The 21,620-nt window shown below is 67.1% G+C and carries 14 protein-coding genes; 9 read left to right on the top strand and 5 right to left on the bottom strand.

What is annotated here, in order from left to right; genetic code table 11:
• Positions 1 to 9: 9 nt before the first annotated feature.
• Both ACI3KT_RS11065 and ACI3KT_RS11060 read right to left on the bottom strand, forming a co-directional pair.
• Complete coding sequence (locus ACI3KT_RS11065) at positions 10 to 768, bottom strand: SDR family oxidoreductase (protein ID WP_404904260.1); 759 nt, start codon at positions 766 to 768, stop codon at positions 10 to 12.
• Positions 765 to 1,787 (bottom strand): zinc-binding dehydrogenase, encoded by a 1,023-nt coding sequence (locus ACI3KT_RS11060; RefSeq protein ID WP_404904258.1) that lies wholly within the window; start codon positions 1,785 to 1,787, stop codon positions 765 to 767. The genes ACI3KT_RS11065 and ACI3KT_RS11060 overlap by 4 nt, the downstream gene beginning before the upstream one ends.
• A gap of 58 nt (positions 1,788 to 1,845) precedes the next feature.
• Here ACI3KT_RS11060 and ACI3KT_RS11055 point away from each other — a divergent pair, with 58 nt between their 5' ends.
• The 3 genes from ACI3KT_RS11055 (at position 1,846) to ACI3KT_RS11045 (ending at position 5,964) form a co-directional block, all read left to right on the top strand.
• Positions 1,846 to 2,817 carry an aldo/keto reductase gene (locus tag ACI3KT_RS11055; protein ID WP_404904256.1) on the top strand — a complete coding sequence of 324 codons (972 nt, stop codon included), beginning with the start codon at positions 1,846 to 1,848 and terminating at the stop codon, positions 2,815 to 2,817.
• Between the two features lie 77 nt (positions 2,818 to 2,894).
• Entirely contained in the window at positions 2,895 to 5,249 is a 2,355-nt protein-coding gene (locus tag ACI3KT_RS11050) for a glycosyl hydrolase family 95 catalytic domain-containing protein (protein ID WP_404904254.1), read from the top strand.
• Positions 5,250 to 5,265: 16 nt separating this feature from the next.
• Positions 5,266 to 5,964, top strand: a complete 699-nt coding sequence (locus ACI3KT_RS11045; RefSeq protein ID WP_404904252.1) for a ThuA domain-containing protein — start codon at positions 5,266 to 5,268, stop codon at positions 5,962 to 5,964.
• Positions 5,965 to 6,001: 37 nt separating this feature from the next.
• Here the strand turns inward: ACI3KT_RS11045 and ACI3KT_RS11040 are convergent, their stop codons facing one another.
• Positions 6,002 to 8,431, bottom strand: coding sequence for a glycoside hydrolase family 2 TIM barrel-domain containing protein (locus ACI3KT_RS11040; protein ID WP_404904251.1), 2,430 nt, complete (start codon positions 8,429 to 8,431; stop codon positions 6,002 to 6,004).
• A gap of 279 nt (positions 8,432 to 8,710) precedes the next feature.
• Here ACI3KT_RS11040 and ACI3KT_RS11035 point away from each other — a divergent pair, with 279 nt between their 5' ends.
• A complete protein-coding gene (locus ACI3KT_RS11035) occupies positions 8,711 to 10,075 on the top strand; it encodes an enolase C-terminal domain-like protein (protein ID WP_404904249.1) in 1,365 nt (454 codons plus the stop codon).
• Here ACI3KT_RS11035 and ACI3KT_RS11030 read toward each other — a convergent pair.
• Positions 10,041 to 10,796, bottom strand: a complete 756-nt coding sequence (locus tag ACI3KT_RS11030; RefSeq protein WP_404904247.1) for a FadR/GntR family transcriptional regulator — start codon at positions 10,794 to 10,796, stop codon at positions 10,041 to 10,043. The genes ACI3KT_RS11035 and ACI3KT_RS11030 overlap by 35 nt on opposite strands.
• 445 nt (positions 10,797 to 11,241) lie before the next feature.
• Between ACI3KT_RS11030 and ACI3KT_RS11025 the strand changes: the two genes are divergently transcribed.
• The 3 genes from ACI3KT_RS11025 to ACI3KT_RS11015 all read left to right on the top strand — a co-directional run bounded on the left by ACI3KT_RS11025 (position 11,242) and on the right by ACI3KT_RS11015 (position 15,277).
• Positions 11,242 to 12,225 carry an ABC transporter permease gene (locus ACI3KT_RS11025; protein ID WP_404904245.1) on the top strand — a complete coding sequence of 328 codons (984 nt, stop codon included), beginning with the start codon at positions 11,242 to 11,244 and terminating at the stop codon, positions 12,223 to 12,225.
• An 89-nt stretch (positions 12,226 to 12,314) separates the two neighbouring features.
• Entirely contained in the window at positions 12,315 to 13,178 is an 864-nt protein-coding gene (locus tag ACI3KT_RS11020) for a carbohydrate ABC transporter permease (protein ID WP_307294754.1), read from the top strand.
• 2 nt (positions 13,179 to 13,180) lie between these two features.
• On the top strand, positions 13,181 to 15,277 hold the full coding sequence (locus ACI3KT_RS11015) for a glycoside hydrolase family 36 protein (protein WP_404904243.1): 2,097 nt from the start codon (positions 13,181 to 13,183) through the stop codon (positions 15,275 to 15,277).
• Positions 15,278 to 15,352: 75 nt separating this feature from the next.
• Here ACI3KT_RS11015 and ACI3KT_RS11010 read toward each other — a convergent pair whose 3' ends face one another.
• Positions 15,353 to 18,628: a glycoside hydrolase family 2 TIM barrel-domain containing protein gene (locus tag ACI3KT_RS11010; RefSeq protein WP_404904242.1), complete on the bottom strand. Its 3,276-nt coding sequence runs from the start codon at positions 18,626 to 18,628 to the stop codon at positions 15,353 to 15,355.
• A gap of 335 nt (positions 18,629 to 18,963) precedes the next feature.
• Here ACI3KT_RS11010 and ACI3KT_RS11005 point away from each other — a divergent pair, with 335 nt between their 5' ends.
• Both ACI3KT_RS11005 and ACI3KT_RS11000 read left to right on the top strand, forming a co-directional pair.
• Complete coding sequence (locus ACI3KT_RS11005) at positions 18,964 to 20,607, top strand: ABC transporter substrate-binding protein (RefSeq protein ID WP_404904240.1); 1,644 nt, start codon at positions 18,964 to 18,966, stop codon at positions 20,605 to 20,607.
• Positions 20,608 to 20,692: 85 nt separating this feature from the next.
• Positions 20,693 to 21,577 carry an aldo/keto reductase gene (locus ACI3KT_RS11000; protein WP_404904238.1) on the top strand — a complete coding sequence of 295 codons (885 nt, stop codon included), beginning with the start codon at positions 20,693 to 20,695 and terminating at the stop codon, positions 21,575 to 21,577.
• The last annotated feature ends 43 nt before the right edge of the window (positions 21,578 to 21,620 follow it).

Below are 21,620 nucleotides of genomic sequence, written 5' to 3'. Positions count from 1 at the left end.
TCGGTGACGTCAGCGCCCGAGCCATCCTCCGTCGACCGGCAGGATCACTCCCGACACGTAGTCGGATGCCGGTGCGGCGAGGAACACCGCGGCCCCGCCGATGTCGGATGCCGCACCCCATCGCCCTGCCGGGATGCGCTCGAGGATCGCCCGAGAGCGCTCCGGGTCGTCCTGCAGCGCCTGGGTGTTGTCGGTGGCGATATAGCCGGGAGCGATCGCGTTGACGGTGACGCCGTGTGCCGCCCACTCGTTCGACAATGCTTTCGTGAGGCCGGCGATCGCAGACTTCGCCGCTACGTAACCGGGCACGTTGATGCCTCCCTGGAAGGCGAGCAGGGAGGCGGTGAAGATGATCTTTCCCCGCCGACGCTCCAGCATGCCGCGCGCGAGGGCCTGGGTGAAGGCGAACTGGCTCGACAGATCGACCTGGATGACCTCGTCCCACCATTCGAGCGGGTGCTCGGCAGCGGGGGCGCGACGGATCATGCCTGCGTTGTTGACGAGGATGTCCACGGGCCGGTCCCGGAGCCGGGCGCCGAGTGCGGCGACTGAGGAGGGGTCCGCGAAGTCGCAGGCAAATGCCTCGAACGCGCGTCCGCGTGCGGTCACGGCATCCCCCACCGCGCTTCGCGTCGGGTCGATGGACGCGCTCACCGCGATGATGTCAGCCCCCGCTTCGGCGAGCGACTCGGCGATCGCGCGGCCGATGCCTCGGGATGCTCCCGTCACGACGGCGAGCCGTCCAGTGAGGTCGAACGGGCCGCTCACTCGCCGGCCCCCACGTCGACGAGGATCTTCAGCGCATTCCCCTGCTCCAGGTCGTCGAACGCCGACTGCACCTGCGAGAGCGGGACGATCTTCGTGATCAGCAACTCTGTCGGGATCGCTCCCTCCGCGAGCAGTCCGACTGCCGTATCGAAGTCGCGACGCTCGTAGACGCGTGCGCCGAGCAGGCGCAGCTCGCGCCAGAACACCCGCTGCAGGTCTATCGGGCGCGGAGTCGGGTGGATCGCGACCACCACGACCGTTCCGCGGACCTTGGCCAGCGACGTCGCTCCCAGCACCGCGGCGGCCGCACCGGAGACCTCGAAGACGACATCCGCCCCTGCGCCCCCGGTCCATCGCTCCACCCAGGCGTCTTGATTCGTCACGCGCGGATCGAGCGTCTCGAAGCCCAGCTCTGCGATCTGCGCACGCCGGGCGGGCGCGAGCTCGATCACGACGACCTCGGCGCCGAGATGACGAGCGACGCTCGCGATGAGCAGTCCGATCGGTCCGCCGCCGATCACGACGACCTTGTCGCCTGGGCGGAGTTCGGATCGGCGCACATCGTGCACGGCGACCGCGGTCGGCTCGGCGAGGGCCGCGATGTCCAGGGGCATGTCGTCGGGCAGACGGATCAGCCACTCGGCTCTGACGTTCCAGCGCTGCTGCAGAGAACCCGGCGAGTCGATCCCCACGAAGTCGAGGTTCTGGCAGATGTGTCGATGCCCGGCAAGGCACGCGGGGCAGCTGTCGTCCCATTGCAGCGGCATGACCGTGACCCGGTCACCGACCGACCATCCCTCGACACCCGCCCCGATCTGCTCGACGATGCCGCTCATCTCGTGTCCGAACACCAGAGGTGTCGTCACCCGAGCGTCCATGGATCCGTGGATGATGTGCATGTCGGTGCCGCAGAGGCCCGTGAACGCCACGGACAGCTGCACCTCTCGCGCGGCGGGGACAGCCGCCGGCTGTTCTGAGACCTCGACCCGACCTGATCCGATGTACGACACGCTACGCATGGCAACTCCTGCGGCATTGAAAGATATGATGAATTCACTGTAGCGCGAACGGAGGATCATGAACGGTCGACTTTCGCCCGCGGGGCTCTCACTCCCCCGGCTCGGTCTCGGCGGCAGCGCGTTCGGCAACCTGTACAGGGCGACGAGCGACGAGGACTGCGCCGCCGCCGTGGATGCCGCATGGGACGCGGGCGTGCGCTACTTCGACACCGCGCCCCACTACGGACTCGGACTGTCCGAACGGCGGGTGGGTGCACTTCTGGCCGATCGCCCTCGCTCGGAGTGGATCCTGTCGACCAAGGTCGGACGCCTCCTCGAGCCCACCCCCGAGCACGCCGACCGTCTCGACGACGACTTCGCGGTGGCAGCCACGCACCGCCGCGTCTGGGACTTCTCTCGCGACGGGATCCTGCGCTCTCTCGAAGCGAGCCTGAAGCGACTCGCGCTGGACCGGATCGACGTCGTCTATCTCCACGACCCCGACGATCACTGGGAGCAGGCGTCCACAGAGGCGGTCGACGCTCTCGTGGAACTGCGGGATCAGGGCGTTGTCAGGGCGATCGGCGCGGGCATGAACCAATCGGCGATGCTGGCGGAGTTCGTGCGCCGCTGCGACATCGACGTCGTCATGCTCGCCGGCCGCTACACGCTGCTGGATCGCTCCGCGGAAGCGGATCTGCTCCCTCTGGCGCAGGAGCGAGGCGTCGCTGTCGTCGCCGCCGGCGTGTACAACTCCGGCCTGCTGAGTCGCGCGCACGTCGACGCGGCCTCGCGGTTCGACTACCGGACGACGCCGGATCATCTCGTCAGGCGGGCGATGCGTCTCGCCGAGATCTGCCGAACGCACGGAGTGACGCTGCCCGACGCCGCCGTCCAGTTTCCCCTGCGGCATCCTGCGGTCGCGTCGGTCGTGATCGGCGCGCGAGATCGACCGCAGGTCGAACAGGGCATCGAGCGCGCATCCGCACCGATCCCGGAGGCCCTGTGGGACGAGATCGATGCGTGGCGAGAAGCTGCGGATGTAACGTGAAGGCGAATTCATTCGATGATTCTCGATAGGCTGTGATCGCGTAACCGTTGCATTGTCCGCAGGGAAGGAATCACGCCGTGTCCGACAGAACCGGGTTCTGGAGCTCATCCGCTGCTCTCGATTGGGAGCACGGTCTCGTCGCGGGCACAGGCTCGCTCGGCGCGGTGCTGTCCGGCACCCCAGCGCGTCATGTCGTCCACGTCTGCCATGAGGAGTTCTTCCTGCCCGTGAACTCGGCGATCGCCGCGCCCCGCATCAGCACCGCGATCGCTGACGTCCGCGCCGCCGTCGTCGCCGGCGATACGGATGCCGCGGCGGAGATCACCTCCCGCACCGCTGCGGAGGACGGATACGACGGACGGCTGATCTGGACCGATCCGTTCGTGCCGGTCGCGGCGCTCTCATGGACGCCCGACGACCCGATCGAGGAGTCGACCTACCGCCGGGTCGGAGACTTCACGACGGGTCGCGTCGAAGTGGAATGGTCCACCTCTTCCGGCGAACGGAACAGCATCGCACTGGTTCCCGACCGCGCCGCGGGGAGCCTGGCGATCGAGCTCTTCTCCACCCAGGATGTGATGGGCGTGCTGTCTCTCGATTTCGGCCCCGACGAGCCGGGAAACGGAGACTACCCCTCCACGGACTACGGCGTCTTCCTGGCCCCTTCCGAGCCCGCGTTCGAGGGCGGTCGCCTGCTGATCGAGGTGGACGTCGATGCGGAGAAGCTGTCCCCGTTCGTCCGCGAGCACGCGCCGAGCCCCTGGCAGCCCACGGGTGCGCGGGTCGAGGTCGACGTACCCGCCGATCTCGATCCGCACCCTGCGGACGGCGGCGTGCGAGTGCGGATCCCGGCCGGCGTGGCCGTGAGCCTGCCGATCCGCGTAGAGCTGTCCGGCGGACTCGTCGGTGCGGCTGCGCCCGAGACGGCCTCGCACGCGTCCTTGTTCGCGGCCTCCGCCCTCGATCTGTACAGCGGCGTGGCCGACTCGGTCTCGTACGACGCCGTGCTCGAGAGCGCACGGGCAGGGGAACCGGACGGCGTCCTCGCGGCGCTCGAGCTCGCCTTCGCAGCGGGTCGGCACACGATCATCTCGTCCACCGGCGTGCTGCCGCCCACGCTGGTCGGCATCTGGCAGGGAACCCGACGGCCGGCGTGGTCGGGCGACTGGACCCAGAACGGCAACGTGCAGCACGGCGGTGTCGCCTCCCTGGTCGCATCCGGCACCCCCGAGCTGTTCACGTCCTATCTGCGGGCGATCTTCCGCCACCTCGAGGATTACGCCGAGAACGCAGAGCGGGTGTTCGGCGCCGAGGGATGGCTGCTCCCCGCCCGCTTCGATTCGCACGGCCGCAGCAATCACTTCGCCACGGCGTATCCGCACCTCTACTGGATGGCCGGGGGCGCGTGGGTGCTGCGCCTCGCGTGGGATCAGTTCTGCGCGACCGGCGACCTCGAGACGCTGCGCGAGTACGCGTGGCCGCTCGCCCGGAACGTCATGGCGTTCGCGACATCGGTCGCGTTCACGGACGACGCGGGTACCCTCCATCTCGCACCGTCGTACTCACCCGAGAACACTCCGGCCAACCGCAACAATCCGCTCGCGGTCGACGCGACCATGGATGTCGCCGCGTTCCGGGACGCCGCTCGCCTCAGCATCCGGATCGCCGATCTGCTGGGCGAGGACGCCGACCTCGCCGCATGGAGATCTTTCGCCGATCGACTTCCGCCGTACCGTGTCGCGGATGACGGCACGTTCGCCGAGTGGCTGGATCCGGCCTTCGACGAGCAGCTCGCGCACCGTCACGTCTCGCAGCTGTACCCGTTCTGGTACGAGGAGGATCCCGCGGCTCAGACACCCGAGCTCCGCGGGGCGGCGCTCGAGACGATCCGCAGGAAGCTGGACTGGCGAGACGAGAGGCCCTGGGCCGGGCCCGACGGCCGCCAGGAGATGGCGTTCGGTCTGGTCGGACTGGGGCTCGCGGCAGCCCGGCTCGGAGATGCGGATGCCGCGTTGAGGTGCGTCGAGTCCCTCGCCCGCGACTTCTGGCGGCCCAATGCCGTATCCACGCACGATGGCGACTCGATCTTCAACGTCGACGCGAGCGGCGGGCTTCCCGCCGTCGTGATCGAGATGCTGGTCCAGTCGCAGCCGGGATCGCTGACGGTTCTCCCAGCGCTGCCGGCGTCGTGGCCGTCCGGCTCGATCCGCGGCGTGCGAGCACGCGGCGGCATCGTGATCGACCAGTTGACCTGGGACGCCGACGGCGCGACGGTCTCGCTCGCGCTCGTGCCCGGCTCGGATGCCGCCCGCCACGGCGACGTCGTCTCGGTGACCGGTCTGGGGAGCACCCGGTCGGTCGATCTGTCGCACGGACCGCGCACCATCAGACTCGAGCGCCTCCCCGAAGCCGCCCCGGCTGCGGGGTACTGAAACGAAAGCCCACATCATGACACAGAAGAAACAGGCCCTCATCGTACGCGGCGGATGGGATGGCCACGAGCCGGTGCAGACCACCGACTCGATGATCCCCTTCCTCGAAGGAGAGGGATTCGAGGTCAGAGTCGAGGAGGGGACGGCCGTATACGCCGACGCCGCGATCATGGCCGCCGTCGACCTCGTGGTGCAGGCGAACACCATGAACACCATCGCCGACGACGAGCTCTCGGGGCTGATCGCTGCCGTCGTCGCCGGCACGGGTCTTGCCGGATGGCACGGCGGGATCGCAGATTCGTATCGCAACAGCGCCGACTACCTTCAGCTGATCGGCGGGCAGTTCGCCCATCACGCCGCGGTGCCGAGGGAGGAACGGACGGGCGAGCAGTCCGACAACTACCTCGACTTCACCGTGAACATCGTGCCCGAGCGTCGCGATCACCCGATCGTGTCGGGTGTCGAGGACTTCCGCCTCCACACGGAGCAGTACTGGGTGCTGTCCGACGCCTACAACGACGTCCTGGCGACGACCGAGATCGTGCACCGCGACTTCGACGCCTGGCATCGCCCGTTCACGACGCCGGTGGTGTGGACGCGGCTGTGGGGCGCAGGACGGATCTTCGTCTGCACCGCCGGTCACAAGCTCGACGTGCTGGATGAGCCGCCGGTGCGGACGATCGTCGAAAGGGGGCTTCTGTGGGCCAGCCGCTGAACGGGGATCTGACGCTCCGCTGATGCGGGCCGGCTTCTCAGCCGGCCCGCACCTCCACGTACGCGGACGGCAGGCCCGGCGTCGAGGCCGTCACCACGATGCGGCCCGACCCGGTCGCGCGGATGACGGCGAGGGCACGCCCGTCATAGAGGCGGTGGCGGGAGTCCACGAACGACTCCTCGGTCTCGGGACGTGCACTGCCGAACCCCTGGAGCACTCCTGGACCGTCGATGGCGACCGCGACCTCGAGGTCGCCATCGGTCGCCCGCACCCCGGCGTCGTCCACGAGCTCGACGACGACGAATGCGAGCCGGTGGCCCCCGGCATCCTGATCTGAGAGCTCTGCGCTCAGCGCGAGACGACGGTCGGTTCCGGCCGTCCGCAGCACCGTCCGCTCGGTCGGCACTCCGTCGCGCACGGCGAGGGCCTCCAGCCTGCCCGGGGCGTACGGCACCTCGAACAGCGCGCGGTATCCGTGCGCAACGCCGGCGGGCTGTCGTCCGAGCGAGGATCCTGCGGCGAACAGCTCGACCTCTGCCGCGTCGCTGTAGACCTCCACCTCGAGCGGGTCCGAGCCGGCATCCGGCCACGTCCAGGAGGGGATGCTGTCCGTCCACGACCACGGAGCGGCCTTCATCTCACGGCCGCGGGTGTGCGGTCTCCGCACAGCGATGAAAGGTTCGGAGCGCAGGCCGAAGACGATCTCACGAAAGTAGGACGCGGGGCGTCGTTCGCCCGTGATGTCGATGTCGCCGGCGAACGAGATGAGGAAGGGGTAGGCGCCGAGCGCTCCCCCGCCTGGCTCGCCGTCCCGGTAGTGCATGCGTCCCAGGCCCGGCTCGCCGAGATAGTCCCAGCCGGTCCACGTGAAATCGCCGATGACGTGCGGGTTGGCAAGGACCAGGCCCCACAGACGGTCGATCCGGGTCGGGAAGGTCTCCGATCCGACGATGACCCGATTCGGGTACCGCTCGTGATCGAGCACGTAACGGGCGTCCTGGTAGTTCATCCCGGCGATGTCGAGCGCTCCGTAGGCCTCTTCCGTGAGTTCGGCGACGGCATCCGTGAGAGCCAGAGCGCTCATACGGTCCTCGAGGCTCATCGAGCGGGCGTTGATCTCGGCCACCGCATCCAGCGACGCGCCGCTCAGCCGCTCGGGATCGACATCGACCGCGCCATCCATCACGAAGAGCGCGCCGTTGACGGCCGCCGTCACGTAGCGCGTCGGGTCCAGCGCGCGGGTCGCCGCCGCCATGGCTCTGGTCAGTTCGCTGCCCGATCGCGTCGCCGCCTCGGGGATCTCATTGCCGATCGAGTACATGATGACGCTGGGATGGTTTCTGTCCTTGCGGATCATCGCCTCGAGGTCTGACGGCCAGCGGTCGAGGAACACGTCGGAGCCGTCCTCGGGCGCCTTCGCCTTCGTCCACACGTCGGTGAGCTCGTCCATCACGAGCATCCCGATCCGATCGCAGGCGTCCAGCATGGCCCTGCTCATGGGCTGGTGGGCGCTGCGGATCGCATTGAACCCGGCGGACTTGAGGATCGCGACCCGACGCTCCTCTGCGGCGTCGAACGTCGCCCCGCCGATGACCCCGTTGTCGGCGTGCACGCAGGCGCCGCGCAGCTTCACCGGCTGACCGTTCACCCGCAGGCCGCGTCGGGGGTCCAGATGAAGTGAGCGGATGCCGAAGACGACGTCGCTCCGATCCGCCTGGGTCTCGTCCCCCGCACCCGAGGTGAGAAGCGATGTCGCGCGGTACAGCTCCGGGGTGTCCACGGACCAGCGCCGAGGCGCGTCCACCAGAATGCGCTGACTGACTTGCACCTCACCGCATGCGGGCACGCTGACTCTGGCCCTGTCCACGCCGACCACGTCACCCGACGGGCTCGAGAGGCTCGTCTCCAGCCACCGCACGACGGGGACGGGTGCGAGATTGCGCACAGTCGTCATGATCTGCACGAGGGACGACTCCGCATCGTGCTCCGGAGTGGTCACCACGACGCCGTCGAGCGGAATGTGCGCCCGGGGGGCCACGACGATGTGCACGGGTCGGATGATCCCGCCTCCCGTGTACCATCGCGCGTCGCGGTCGGCACGAGTCTCGACCACGACCTCGTTCTCGACGCCGTATCGCAGGAACGCGTCGAGCTCCACCACGAGAGAAGTGCTTCCGGACGGCTGGCGCCCCGCGAGGTCTCCGTTCACGAAGACCACGGCTGAGCGGTGTACGGCTTCGAACTCGAGGACGACGTGCCGGTCTCGCCAGTGCGCGGGAGCGAAGATTCGGGTGCGGTACTCCCACTTCCCACCAGGGAAGTATCCCGAGGCCATCTGACGGGGGTCCGCGACGCGCGGCAATGCGAGCACGGCGTCGTGAGGGACGACCACCGGGCGGAGATCCCCTGGTGTTCCCGTGGTGAGATCCCGGTACTCCCACGGCTGCGAATAGACCTCACGGTGCATCCCGGTCTCCTTCTCCGTCGACGAGACGCCACGCTAGCATCGCGGCGAGATTGTGTAAACATCTGATGTTTATCGGCCGAATGCCGCTAGCATTGGAGCAGTCGCACTCGTGGTGGCGGGGAACCGGAAGGCTCCAAGACGGCGAAACATCGACGAAATCAAATGAAAGCGCGGTTCGAGCGTTCGGACGACGCTCCGTTCGCCGTGGAGAGAAACTCTCCGCGAAACAAGGATAGATCGAATGATGTTTGCTCTATCGCCAGCAAGAAGGGACGACTGATGGCGGTCATCACCGGCGTGCGCGTGCACGACATACGCTTCCCCACTTCGCTTGAGGCCGACGGCTCCGACGCGATGAACAAAGACGGCGACTACTCCGCCGCCTACGTCATCCTGGAAACCGACGGCGACCTGCACGGTCACGGCTTCACCTTCACGATCGGGCGCGGGAACGACCTGTGCGCCGAGGCGGCCAGGCAGCGCGCCCAGCCGCTGATCGGCCGAGATGTGGACTCGCTGCTGGACGACCTCGGCGGGATCTACCGCGAGCTCGCATCCGACTCGCAGCTGCGCTGGCTCGGGCCCGAGAAGGGCGTCGTCCATCTTGCGATGGCGGCGGTCATGAACGCCCTCTGGGACATGGCCGCCCGGCGTGCCGAGGTGCCACTGTGGCGGCTCCTCGTCGAGATGACCCCGGAGCAGCTCGTAGATGCCGCGGATCTGCGGTATCTCTCCGACGCCTTGACCCGCGCAGAGGCCCTCGACCTCCTGCGCGCCTCGGCGCCCCTGCGCCAGCAGCGCATCGCTGAGCTGGCCGACCGCGGGGGCTACCCCTGCTACACGACAAGCGCCGGCTGGCTCGGCTACTCCGACGACAAGCTGCGCGCACTCCTGCAAGAGGCGGTGGACGACGGCTACCGCCACTTCAAGCTGAAGGTCGGCGCCGACCTCGAGGAGGACCGTCGGCGACTGCGTGTGGCCCGCGAGATCGTCGGATGGGACGCCGAGCTCATGATCGACGCCAATCAGGTCTGGGACGTTCCACAGGCGATCGACTGGATCAACGAGCTGGCGGAGTTCCGGCCCCTGTGGATCGAGGAGCCCACGAGCCCCGACGATGTTCTCGGGCACGCCGCGATCCGCAAGGCGGTGAGCCCGGTCGGGGTCGCGAGCGGTGAGCACGGCATGAATCGCGTGCTGTTCAAGCAGATGTTCCAGGCCGAGGCGATCGACTTCTGCCAGCTGGACTCGGCCCGCCTGGCCAGCGTGAACGAGATCCTGTCCGTGTACCTCATGGCTCACAAATTCGGCGTCCCGGTGTGCCCGCACGCGGGTGGTGTCGGGCTGTGCGAACTCGTGCAGCATCTGTCGATCTTCGACTTCGTCGCCGTATCCGGATCGCTCGACAAGCGCCTCACCGAGTACGTCGATCACCTGCACGAGCACTTCGTCGATCCCGCAGTCGTCGTCGCCGGGCACTACGTGCTGCCCTCGAAGCCGGGCTACAGTGCAGAGATGCTCGAGCAGAGCATCCAGCGCTACGAGTTCCCGACCGGGAGCTACTGGGTGGATTCGAGGGCCGAAGAAGTACTCGTCGGCTCGCGGCCGCTCAGCCCTGCGGTGCTGGAGGCTCGTCGTTCTTGACGGGGTGATCGGCGGCGAACACCTCGACGCCGAGCAGATGCGCAGCCATGCGGATGCGAGCACGCTCAGCATCGCGTGTGCGAAGGGCGGCCAGGATGGCCCGGTGGTCGGCGTGCGCCTCCCCGAGGGAGTCCCGTTCAGTGATCGCGCGCCACAGTCGCCCCCGCAATGTGCGAGTCATGAGGCTGTCGATGAGTGCAGCCAGCGCGGCGTTGCCGCTGGCGACGGCGATCCGGCGATGGAACGCGGCATCGGCGTCGATGAAGGACTCCGGCTCGAGTCGGCCGGTGACCAGTCCCGCATCGATTTCGGCGAGGATGCTCTCCAGTTCGTCGAACTCCTCCTCGGTGAGCCGTACTGCCGCAAGACCCGCCGACTCGGTCTCGAGCACGCGTCGGACCGCGAGGAGGTCGACCGACTGGTTCGCCTCCTGCAGGCCCGCCCAGAACTCGAGGTGTCTCAGGAGAGAGCTCGCGTCGAGCTGTGTGACATACGTGCCGTCGCCCTGTCGCGTCTCGAGCACGCCGAGCGTCGCCAGCGAACGCACGGCTTCCCGAAGCGAACCACGGGAGACTCCCAGCTGCGCGGCGAGCTCCTTCTCGATCGGCAGCCGATCCCCCGCTCGCAGCTCGCCCGAGGCGATCATCCGCTTCACATGGTCGATGACGTGATCCGATCGAGAGAGGGAACCCGTCGGAAGGTCTTCGGTCTCAGCACTCACGTGGCCAGTGTATGCGGCAAGACGGGAATAGGTACGACCTGGACGCTCGCCGAAGCCCGGATTCACGGGGTGCCGCGCACCGGGCATGCGATTTCACCGAAAGATAGAATCAATTTGGTCCTCGGTGACTCGGAATCAAGATCCCGCAGGGAGCCCGTCGGCGAGGGTGGGGCGGATGCCGCACGGCACAGAGCAGACGGAATTCACGAGAAAATAAGGAAACTGGGCGCACAGAGCCGTTCTTCGCCGCCTCGACCTTACTCCGCCACGGCACAGGCTGGCGCTCGACCCTGCGAAGCGATTGACACATATTGATCTGACGTTTATCGTGAAGTGTGCCTGCATCGAAGCAGAGAGGAGACCTGATGAACACCCGCCCCAGGTTGATCGCCGGTTCCACTCCCCCTCCTACGAACTCGACCCTCAGACTCGCGAGGTCCGCGTGGTGAGCCCGCCCGGTGTCGGCCTGGATGTCGGCGGCGTCACCCGCAGACTCCGGGACCGGGGCAACAACCCCCGCGGGTTGCGTGGCCTGAAGCGCAGCTGGCGTCGACATTGGCAGCTCTATCTGCTGATACTGGTCCCGATCGCCTACTTCGTCATCTTCAAGTACATCCCGATGGCGAACGCCATCATCGCGTTCAAGGACTACAACGTCGTCGACGGCGTCTGGGGAAGCGACTGGGCCGGGACGAAGCACTTCGAGCGCTTCTTCAACAATCCGATGTTCTGGCCGGTGCTCCGCAACACCTTCGTGCTCTCCGCCTACGTCGTCCTGGCGAGCTTCCCGATCCCGATCATCCTCGCGCTCGCACTGAACGAAGTCCGCCTGAGGTTCTTCAAGAACACCGTGCAGATGGTCACGTACGCCCCCTATTTCATCTCGACGGTGGTGGTGGTCTCGATGACCATCCTCTTCTTGTCGCCGCGGTTGGGCATCGCCGGACATGTGACGCAGTTCTTCGGCCTGGGATCCATCGACTTCCTGAGCGACCCGGACTTCTTCCGGCACATCTACGTCTTCAGCGACATCTGGCAGACGATGGGATACTCCGCCGTCATCTATCTGGCCGCGCTGGCGGGGATCGACCCCACCCTCTACGAAGCTGCGCGAGTCGACGGCGCGAGCCGCTGGCAGAAGATCCGCAATGTCGATCTGCCGGGCATTCTGCCCACCGCGATGATCGTCCTCGTCCTCGGCGTCGGCAACGTCATGGCGATCGGCTTCGAGAAGGCGTACCTGCTGCAGAACAGCCTCAACATCTCGCAGTCGGAGATCATCGCGACGTACACGTACAAGGTCGGCCTGCTCAGCGCCGACTTCAGCCAGGCCGCGGCGATCGGATTGTTCAACGGAGTCATCAACCTCGGGCTGCTGCTCGGCGTGAACGCGATCGTGAAACGACTGACGGGAAACGGACTGTGGTGAGCTCGATGCTGAAAGAAGCCCCCGGCAAGAAAAGATCACGACTCCCGGAGCCGCGAGGAGGGCTGAAGCCCACGCGCATAAAGGAGCCGGTGGTCGACCGGTGGTTCATGGCCGGCGTCTACATCCTGCTCACGACCTTCCTGCTGGTGGTGCTGCTGCCGCTCGTCTACATCGTCGCCAGCTCCTTCAGCGATCCGCTCGCGGTGTCATCGGGTCGGGTCACGTTCTGGCCGATCGACTTCACCCTCGAGGGCTACCAGCGGGCGCTCAGCGACAGTTCGATCCTCACCGGATTCGGCAACTCCCTGTTCTACACGATCGCCGGTACGGCGATCAGTCTCGTGCTCACGGTCGCGATCGCCTATCCGCTGTCACGACAGGACTTCTGGGGCCGACGCGGCATCACGGTCTTCGTGGTGTTCACGATGCTCTTCGCCGGCGGCATCATCCCGATGTATCTCGTCGTCCAGAACCTCGGTCTCCTCGACACCCGGTGGGCGATCATCCTCCCGCAGGCGATCGGCGTCTGGCAGGTGATCATCGCTGTCGCGTTCTTCCGGTCATCGATCCCCGACGAGCTCTACGAAGCAGCTCAGCTGGACGGCGCGAGCGATCTGCGCTTCCTCTTCTCGACCGTGCTGCCGCTGTCCAAGCCGCTCCTCGCGGTGATCGCGCTCATGTACGCCATCTTCCAGTGGAACTCCTACTTCGACGCGTTGCTCTATCTGCGCAACCCGGATCTCTTCCCCCTTCAGCTGGTGCTCCGCAACGTGCTGATCCTCAACCAGGCGGCCCCCGGGCTGGACGCGGCCGCAGCCATGGAGCGGCAGCAGCTCGCCGACCTGATGAAGTACTCGCTCATCGTCATCTCGACGGTGCCCGTGATGCTCGTGTACCCGTTCGTGGCCCGCTTCTTCAACAAGGGGATCCTGATCGGGGCAGTCAAGGGGTGAGCGTGGGTGAACTCATCACCTGGCGCCCCGGTGCCGTCGAACTCGACATCTCGTCATCCGCTGACAGGCCGCCGATGGTCCAGCGGTTCACGCGGGTCGGCGACGAGAGCGTCCCCGAACCCGCATCCGCTCTGCCGATCGCCGAGATCCACCTCGGCGGGGAGGGCTCGGGCGTCTCGTCGTCGGAACGCCTCATGGGCAGCGCCGTGGGACGCCGGCTGCGCTTCGTCGACCACCGGGACTGGCACCAGGACGGGATGGCTCATCTCGAGGTGACCGCGCAGGACCCGGTGACGCAGATCGTCGTGATCTCGCGCTGGTCGAGCTGGCCTGACCTTCCCGTCGTCCGATGCGAGACCGAGGTCTGCGCGGGAACGGATGCCGTCGAGCTCCGCGCAGTCTCCTCCGTCGCGCTCGGCGGCATCTCGTCGCCGGGCGCGCACTGGTGGCTCGATCACGAGGTCGGATTCGCGCACAACACGTGGTTCCGCGAGATGGTCTGGCAGCGTCGCACCCCGGCCGAGCTCGGACTCGACGACGCGGGACTGGACTCGTGGGGCATCACCAGCTCCCGCGCGTCGTTCGCCATCGGACAGCGCGGAAGCTGGTCGACCGGCGGTCATCTGCCGATGGGCGTCCTGCGGGCCGGAGCTGAGCAGCGATCCCTGTTGTGGCAGGTCGAGCACAACGGCGCATGGCGCTGGGAGCTCGGAGACCAGGCCGGCGCGCTGTACCTCGTGACGAGCGGACCGACGGACCAGAGCTCGGCGTGGATGCGGCGGCTCTCGCCCGGCGAGCGGTTCTGCTCCGTCCCGACGACCCTCGTCCTCGCGGGCGATGACGATGAGCTGTTCGGCGCACTCACCCGCGCCAGGCGCCGCGTGCGTCGCCCCCACCCGGACAACGACGCGCTGCCGGTGATCGTGAACGACTACATGAACGCTCTGATGGGAGATCCCACGAGCGAGAACATCCCGCCGTTCATCGACGCCGCCGAGCGAGCCGGCGCGGAGATCTACTGCATGGACTCGGGCTGGTACACAGACGGGGCGACGTGGTGGAACGACCTCGGCTCGTGGGAGCCGTCGCTGCGCCGATTCCCCGAAGGCCTCCGCGCGATGACGAACCGGATGCGGGACGCCGGGATGATCGCGGGGCTCTGGCTCGAACCCGAGGTCGTCTCGGTCTCGAGCCCGGTGGCGCACACCCTGCCGCCGGAGGCCTTCTTCCAGCGGGACGGGAAGCCGGTCATCGAGTCCGGCCGACTGCAGCTGGACTTCCGGCATCCGGCCGCACTCGCCCATGTCGACGGCGCGGTCGAACGACTCGTCGTCGGTCTGGATCTCGGATACCTGAAGTTCGACTACAACATGGACGTCACGCAGGGCACCGACGTGGATGCCGACAGTCCCGGTGACGGGCAGCTGGGCCACCAGCGGGCGCTGCTGGACTGGGTGCGCGACCTCATGGACCGTCACCCGGGACTCGTCATCGAGAACTGTGCGAGCGGCGGACAGCGGATGGATGCGGCGACCCTCGCGGTGCACCCCGTCCAGTCGACGAGCGACAACCAGGATCCGCTGTTCACCGCGTCGATAGCGGCGGCTGCACCCACGGCGGTGACTCCCGAGCAGGGCGCCGTGTGGGCCTACCCCGACCCGTCCTGGTCGGCCGAGAGGATCGCGTTCTCGCTCGCGAGCACGCTGTTGGGACGCGTGCATCTCGGTGGTCGCCTCGACCTTCTCTCGTCACCGCAGATGGAGCTGGTCCGGGCAGGGCTGGCCGCGTACCGCGAGACGCGTGACAGACTTCCGGCGGCCGTGCCGTTCTGGCCCCTGGGCCTGCCCGGCTGGCACGATCCCGTCGTCGCCCTGGGCATGCGCGACGACGCGGGCGAGCTGCTCACCGTCTGGCGCCGTTCCGGTCCCACCACCGTGAGGATCCCGCTGGCACGGCACGTGGGGCGCGAACTCGATGTGGAGATCGTGTTCCCGAAGAACCTTCCCACGCGGGTGATGTGGCATGCCCCCGCAGGCGAACTCGTCGTCGAGCTGCCGGACGAGCCTGCGGCGCGCACGCTCCGCCTGCGGCACCCATAGTCATCCCACCCTGGATGCGCCTCTGGCGAACCGCCTCCGCTGAGGCGATCCGCCAGAGGTTCTCTGCCGTTCTGTCTACGCGTCGGCCACCGGGCTCGGCTGTGGGGCGACAGCAGGCGAATAAGGCAGCTCGGTCTCGACGAAGGCCCTCGCCGCCTCGCCGGGATCTTCACCTGCACGCAGCGGCAGCATCCGGTAGAGATGCTGATACGGGCCCTTGGCCGGTGCGTTGCTGTACTTGTCGGGGCGCGTCATGACGTCCCAGTTGCCGCCCTGCATGCCTTCCTGCGCAGCATCGACGCGGACCACGGTGCGATGCGAGATCGGGACGTCGTGCCAGTGGCGGCGGTCCGCGAGCTCAGCCGGACTGTGGGGCTGGGCGTTGAAGAACATGGTTCCGCCGGCGACGAACAGCACACCGGCACCGTCATGATCCACGACCGCCGCCCAGCGGGTATCCGCTTTGTTAGCCGAGTCCTGGGGGCGGCTGTAGCGAGTGACCTGATCCGCGACGGTGCCGGAGTACCGCCCGAAGAAAGCGGAGGAGCGACGATCGGCGGTCGACTCCAGCGGTCCGCGACCGTACCAGTGGATGGTGTCGAGCTCTTCGCGGAGTCCGAGCGTGGTGCCGATCACCTGAGCATTGGGCGTGCCCGTCACCGGCGCGAACGTCGACAGGACGTCGACCTGTCCGTTGCCATGGATCGTGTAGACGATCGACTGCGGCGAGGTGGTGATCTGATCGCTCGGGCGGAACGGCACCTTCGTGGTGACGGTGCCCTTGACGGTGACCCGCACAGCCCCGGTCATCGGTCGCACCTCGACCTCGTCGACGGCCCATTCCTCGCCGACGCCGCGCCACGGCTGCGACGGCTCTGGACGCTTCAGACGGATGTCAGGGATCGCCAGCTCCGGGTCGTTCGGCGTGCGCCAGAAGTTCGGCATCAGCTCGCTCGCGAGCAGTTCTCGTCCGTCGTACTCCAGCGATGTGAGGCGCCCCGTGTCGCGGGAGACCACGACTTCGAACCGGTCGCCGCTGACGTGGATCGAGCCGGCGTCATCGACCACGCGGACGCGCGGCAGATCCTCGGCGGCGACACGGGTGGCGTCGGGTGCAGCGACCGGGATGTCGAACTGTGCACGTGCGACGACGTGCCCCTGCTCGGCCCAGGGTGTGGCCGCTGCGAGGGCGAGAGCGATGTCCAGCCGGTACTCCGCCTCGGGGCTAGGGCTCCCGGGAATCTCGAAAGGAAGCGTGATCTCGGAGCTCTCACCGGGCCCGATGGCCAGTTCCGCGCCCGGAACGGCTCCCTCCTGTAGCGGGATTCCGTCCTCGGTCAGCGACCATTCGAGCGTGTGACCCTCGAGGCCCGTGAACAGGTGTTCATTGATGACCGTGACAGTCGGGGACGGCAGGGCGTGAGCGGTGACGGTGATCGGCTGGTACGCGAGCTTCGCTTCGGCGAGCTTGGCCGTGGGGGTGCGATCGGAGAGGGTCAGGCCGCTCATGTGCGCGCCCTCCTCGTTCGGGTCGTCGCCCCAATCGCCGCCGTAGGCGATGAACTCGACCCCGGGACTCCCCGGCATCGGCCACCACAGCCCCTTGTCGGCCCAATCCCAGAGGAAGCCGCCGCACACCGACCCCGGGTGCTCTCGGATGGCGGCCCAGTATTCGTCGAGGTAGCCGGAGGTGTTCCCTTGGCTGAAGGCGTATTCGATGAGCAGGTACGGCCTGGGGTCGCGCTGCGCTCGGGTGATCAGTTGGCCGACGGGCGGATAGAAGTCGCCGTCGAAGTCGGAGAGCTCCGTCGGGACGATCGGCGATCCTGAGCCGGTGGGGTCCTGGTAGCTGACCGGACGGGTCGGGTCGTGCTCTTTGGCCCAGTCGTACATGGCTCGGAGGTTGGATCCCACGCCGGATTCGTTGCCGATCGACCAGGAGATGACGCTCGCGTGATTCTTGTCACGATCGACCACGTTCTTCATCCGCCACAGCAGCGCGTCCCGCAGTTCCGGTCGATCACCGGGAATGTGGGGCTTGCCTTCTGCGTCGACGCTGTTGATGTGGGACTCGTTGTTGGCCTCGTCGAAGATGTACAGCCCGTACGCGTCGGCGAACTCGTACCAACGGGGATCGTTCGGGTAGTGCGAGGTGCGCACGGCGTTGATGTTGGACTGCTTCATGAGGCGGATGTCGGCGATCATGTCCGCGCTCGAGAGCGTGCGCCCTGTTCGCGGGTTCCACTCGTGGCGGTTGACGCCTCGGATGGACAGCGGTCGGCCGTTGAGCAGGAGTGCGCCGTCGACGATCTCGACCCGTCGGAAGCCGACGCGTGTGGAGATGCGCTCGACGATCGATCCGGTCTCGTCGCACAGCTCGAGGACCAGCGTGTAGAGCTCCGGGCGCTCGGCCGACCACAGACGCGGCTGCCGGACGAGCGCCGACAGACCGACGGAGGAATCGACCCCGACGTCGGCCGGCTGCACGCGGGAGGCCTCCGTCCACACCTCGGCCGCCGATGGCGCTGTGCCGTCGAAGAGACGCGCCTTCACGCTGTGATCGAGGCCGGTGCTCTCACCGGCGTAGTCGCGGATGTCAGCGGTGACCTCGAGCACGGCGTCGGCGAACGCGTCGTCCAGCTGGGTGCGAACGGTGAAGTCGCGAATCAGCACCGGCGATCGGGAGATCAGGGACACGCTGCGGAAGATGCCGGACAGCCGCACGTTGTCCTGGTTCTCCAGGTAGGAACCGGTGCACCAGCGATAGACCTCCACCGCGATGAGGTTGCGTCCAGGGCGGAGGTGAGCGGTGATATCGAATTCGCCGGGCGTGTAACTGTCTTCGCGGTAGCCGATCTTCTGGCCGTTGATCCAGACGTAGTACGCGGATTCCACACCGTCGAACCGGATGAAGGTACGACGAGGCGCCCATTCCTCCGGAAGCTCGAAGGTCGTGCGGTACTGGCCGACCGGGTTGTACGCGGTCGGGGCGTGCGGGTAGTCGCCGCGCGGATCGGGCTGTTCGCCTTTCCCGTTGGCTCCGGTCCACGGCAGGACGGTGTTCGTCCCGATGGGGAAGTCGTAGCCGTGCAGCTGCCAGGAGGAAGGAACCGGGATCGTCGCCCAATCCGCGTCATCGACACGGTCGTCGGCGAAGTCGAGCATCCTCTCCGCCGGGTTCTCCGACCAGAGGAACTTCCACTCGCCGTCGAGGCTCAGGCGATACGGCGAGTCGAGCCGATCAGCGTGCAGGGCCTGCGCGTGCGTCTCATAAGGCATGAGCGAGGCGTGAGCGGGTTCGGTCCCCCATTCGTAGACGGCAGGGTCGTTCCACTCCGGTGTGTTCGTCATCTTGCGTCCTCTGCTGGTGTCGACGCGCCTCTGCCCGAGGCGTGAGTCATCAGATGTTTAGACTAGCGGACTGCAATCGATCACGCCAGAATATGCATATTGACACCGAATGATCAGACGTTTAGCGTGAAGGCATGCCTGCAAAGCCGCAGCCATCCCCGGATGCCGCTGATGCTCCACTACCCCGTCGTCGCCCGATCATTCGGCCCGGGCACTCCCCGCAGACGTCGTCAAGGGATGACGCGTCGCAACCCGCGCCGCGTCATCGACTCCACAGCACGCCCGTCCCACCACAGAGAGGCAAGACATTGTCCAGACAACACCTATCCGACACGATGCGACACAGCCGTCGCTCCGTCGCCGGCATCGCGGCGGTCGCGGTACTGGCCGCCGCGCTGGTCGGCTGTTCCCCCAGCGAAGAAGACGACCAGAAGGTCATCACCATCTTCGGAGAACAGAGCGGCCAGATGGATCTCAACACAAACTCGTTCACCCTCCTCATGGAGGAGAAGTTCGACGTCGACATCCAGTTCGAGACGACCGGCTATGAATCAGGGGCGGCGAACGAGGCTCGCCAGGTCTCCTTGGCGGGTGGCGACCTGCCCGAGGCGTACATGCTCGTCCCGTGGGCGTCGCAGTTCAACAAGGCCGAGCTGCAGCGCTACGGCGATCAGGGCGTGATCCTGCCCCTGAACGATCTCATCGACGAGTATGCGCCGAACATCGCCGACGCCCTCGCCGCCGAGCCCGGCTTCGAGTCGCTCGCCACGGCACCCGACGGAAAGATCTGGGGCCTTCCGCAGTGGAACGACTGCTACCACTGCTCCTATCCGTACAAGTTCTGGATCAACCAGGAGTGGCTGAACGCGCTCGGACTCGACGCGCCGACGACACCCGACGAGTTCTTCGATGTCATGATGGCGTTCAAGACGGGCGACCCCAACGGCAACGGCGTCGCGGATGAGATCCCGATCACCGGCAGTTCGCAGTGGTCGATCGTGCCGTACATCATGAACGCGTTCGTCTCCAACTCCTTCAACACCGGAGCCGGTGCAAACGGCCAGCCTGTCTCGCTGGGACTCGACGGCGACACGGTGCAGATGCAGCCGATGCAGGACGGATGGCGGGAAGGCCTGAAGTTCCTCAACAAGCTGTGGGCGGCAGGCCTCATCGATCCCGCGGCGTTCTCGCAGGGTGACGACACCATGCAGGGCACGGGCAACAACGCCGACGCAGTGATCGTCGGCGGCGCCACGACCATCCATTCCGGGATCTTCGTGAGCGTCGGTCAGGAAGACGGTCGCGACAACCAGTACTTCCCGATTCCTCCGCTCGAGGGACCAGGGGGTGCGAATGCGACGTACCAGCTGCCGAGCATCCCCGGAGCCACCTTCGTCGTCACGAAGGCCGCCGACGAGACGGAGCAGAAGGTGATCATGGAGATGATGGATTATCTCTTCACCGAGGAAGGGCACATGCGCGGTGAGTTCGGCGAAGAGAACATCGGCTGGCGAGCTGCGGAGGAGGGAGAGGTCGCACTCGACTCCGAGCTCGACGCGACCTTCTTCGACATCCTGGTAGATGAGGAGAACGAAGCCGACTACAACGGCAGCTGGGGTCCGATGGCTCAGGTGTTCGAGACGACGGAGTTCCGCAATGCGCAGGTGGCGCCGCTCGACATCAACACGCAGCCGGGCTACGAGCGTCGGCTCTTCGAGGCGACCGAACTGTACGACGGCAAGGACTCCGACGCGATCTTCCCGTACTGGGACCTCTGGGTCCCCGTCGAAGACGGCAACGAGCTGTCCACGCTGACCGCCAACATCGAGAGCAACGTGGCGACATCGACCGCCGAGTTCGTCACCGGAGTGCGTGACCCGAACAGCGACGGCGACTGGAACGGCTACCTGGACGGCCTCAACGGGCTGGGCGTCGACCGCTACCTGGAGATCTGGCAGGCGGCATACGACGCGAGCTGACCAAGAGCGCTGATCGGGGGGCGAGGCGCAGGCCTCGTCCCCCGATTCGCTCACTCCCCCCTCACCCCCACCGAAGGATCTACCCATGCATACTCGTACAGTCGGCAACGACACCGTCGGCCGCATCGAAGTCGGAGCGATCGGGCTCGGCCTGATGACCTTCGACCAGACCGGCCACCAGCCCCGCCCGCAGCTGCTCGACACCGTCCGCGCCGCGCTCGACGCCGGCGTCACGCTCTTCGACACCGCCGACGCCTACGGACCCGGCGACGAGCTGGGTGCCGGAGCCCAGGGTGAGAACGAGAAGCTCGTCGCCTCGATACTCGACGAGCTGGGCGTCCGCGACCGCGTTCTCCTCGCTACCAAGGGCGGTGCCTTCCGCACCCAGGGTGGCGGCTGGGACCACGATGGCCGGCCCGAGCATCTGCACCGCGCGGTCGACGCCAGTCTGTCCCGGCTCGGAGTCGAGCAGATCGCGCTCTGGCAGCACCACCGCCCCGATCCCACGATCGACTATTCGGAGACGATCGGCGCGCTCACCGAGATCGCTGCCAGCGGCAAGGTGCGGATGATCGGGGTCTCCAACGTCGACCCTGCTCAGATCCGGGCGGCGCACGAGGCGCTGGGCGACAGCCTGGTCAGTGTTCAGAACCAGTTCAGTCCGAAGTTCCGCAGCAGCCGACCCGAGATCGACGTCTGCGCCGAATTGGGTCTGGCCTTCCTCGCCTGGAGCCCGCTCGGCGGCCTGTCGGATGCGAAGGAGCTGGCTGCCCGCCACCCGGCCTTCCGGCAGGTGGCCGAGGCCCGCGGCGTGAGCGCCCAGCAGGTCGCGCTGGCCTGGGAACTGGCGCAGGCGCCGGCGGTCATCCCGATCCCGGGGGCCAAGCGGCCGCAGTCGGTCGTCGACTCCGCCGCCGCCGCCGACCTCGAGCTGACCCGGGACGAACTGGCCTCGCTCGATCAAGACTGAGGCTCTCGGCACCCCGGCCCACAGAGGACGCCCGCTCAGCGCT

It is taken from the genome of Microbacterium sp. ZW T6_19 (assembly GCF_044987465.1).
Taxonomy (GTDB): Bacteria; Actinomycetota; Actinomycetes; order Actinomycetales; family Microbacteriaceae; genus Microbacterium; species Microbacterium natoriense_A.
This window is presented reverse-complemented; position numbering and strand designations above follow the sequence as displayed.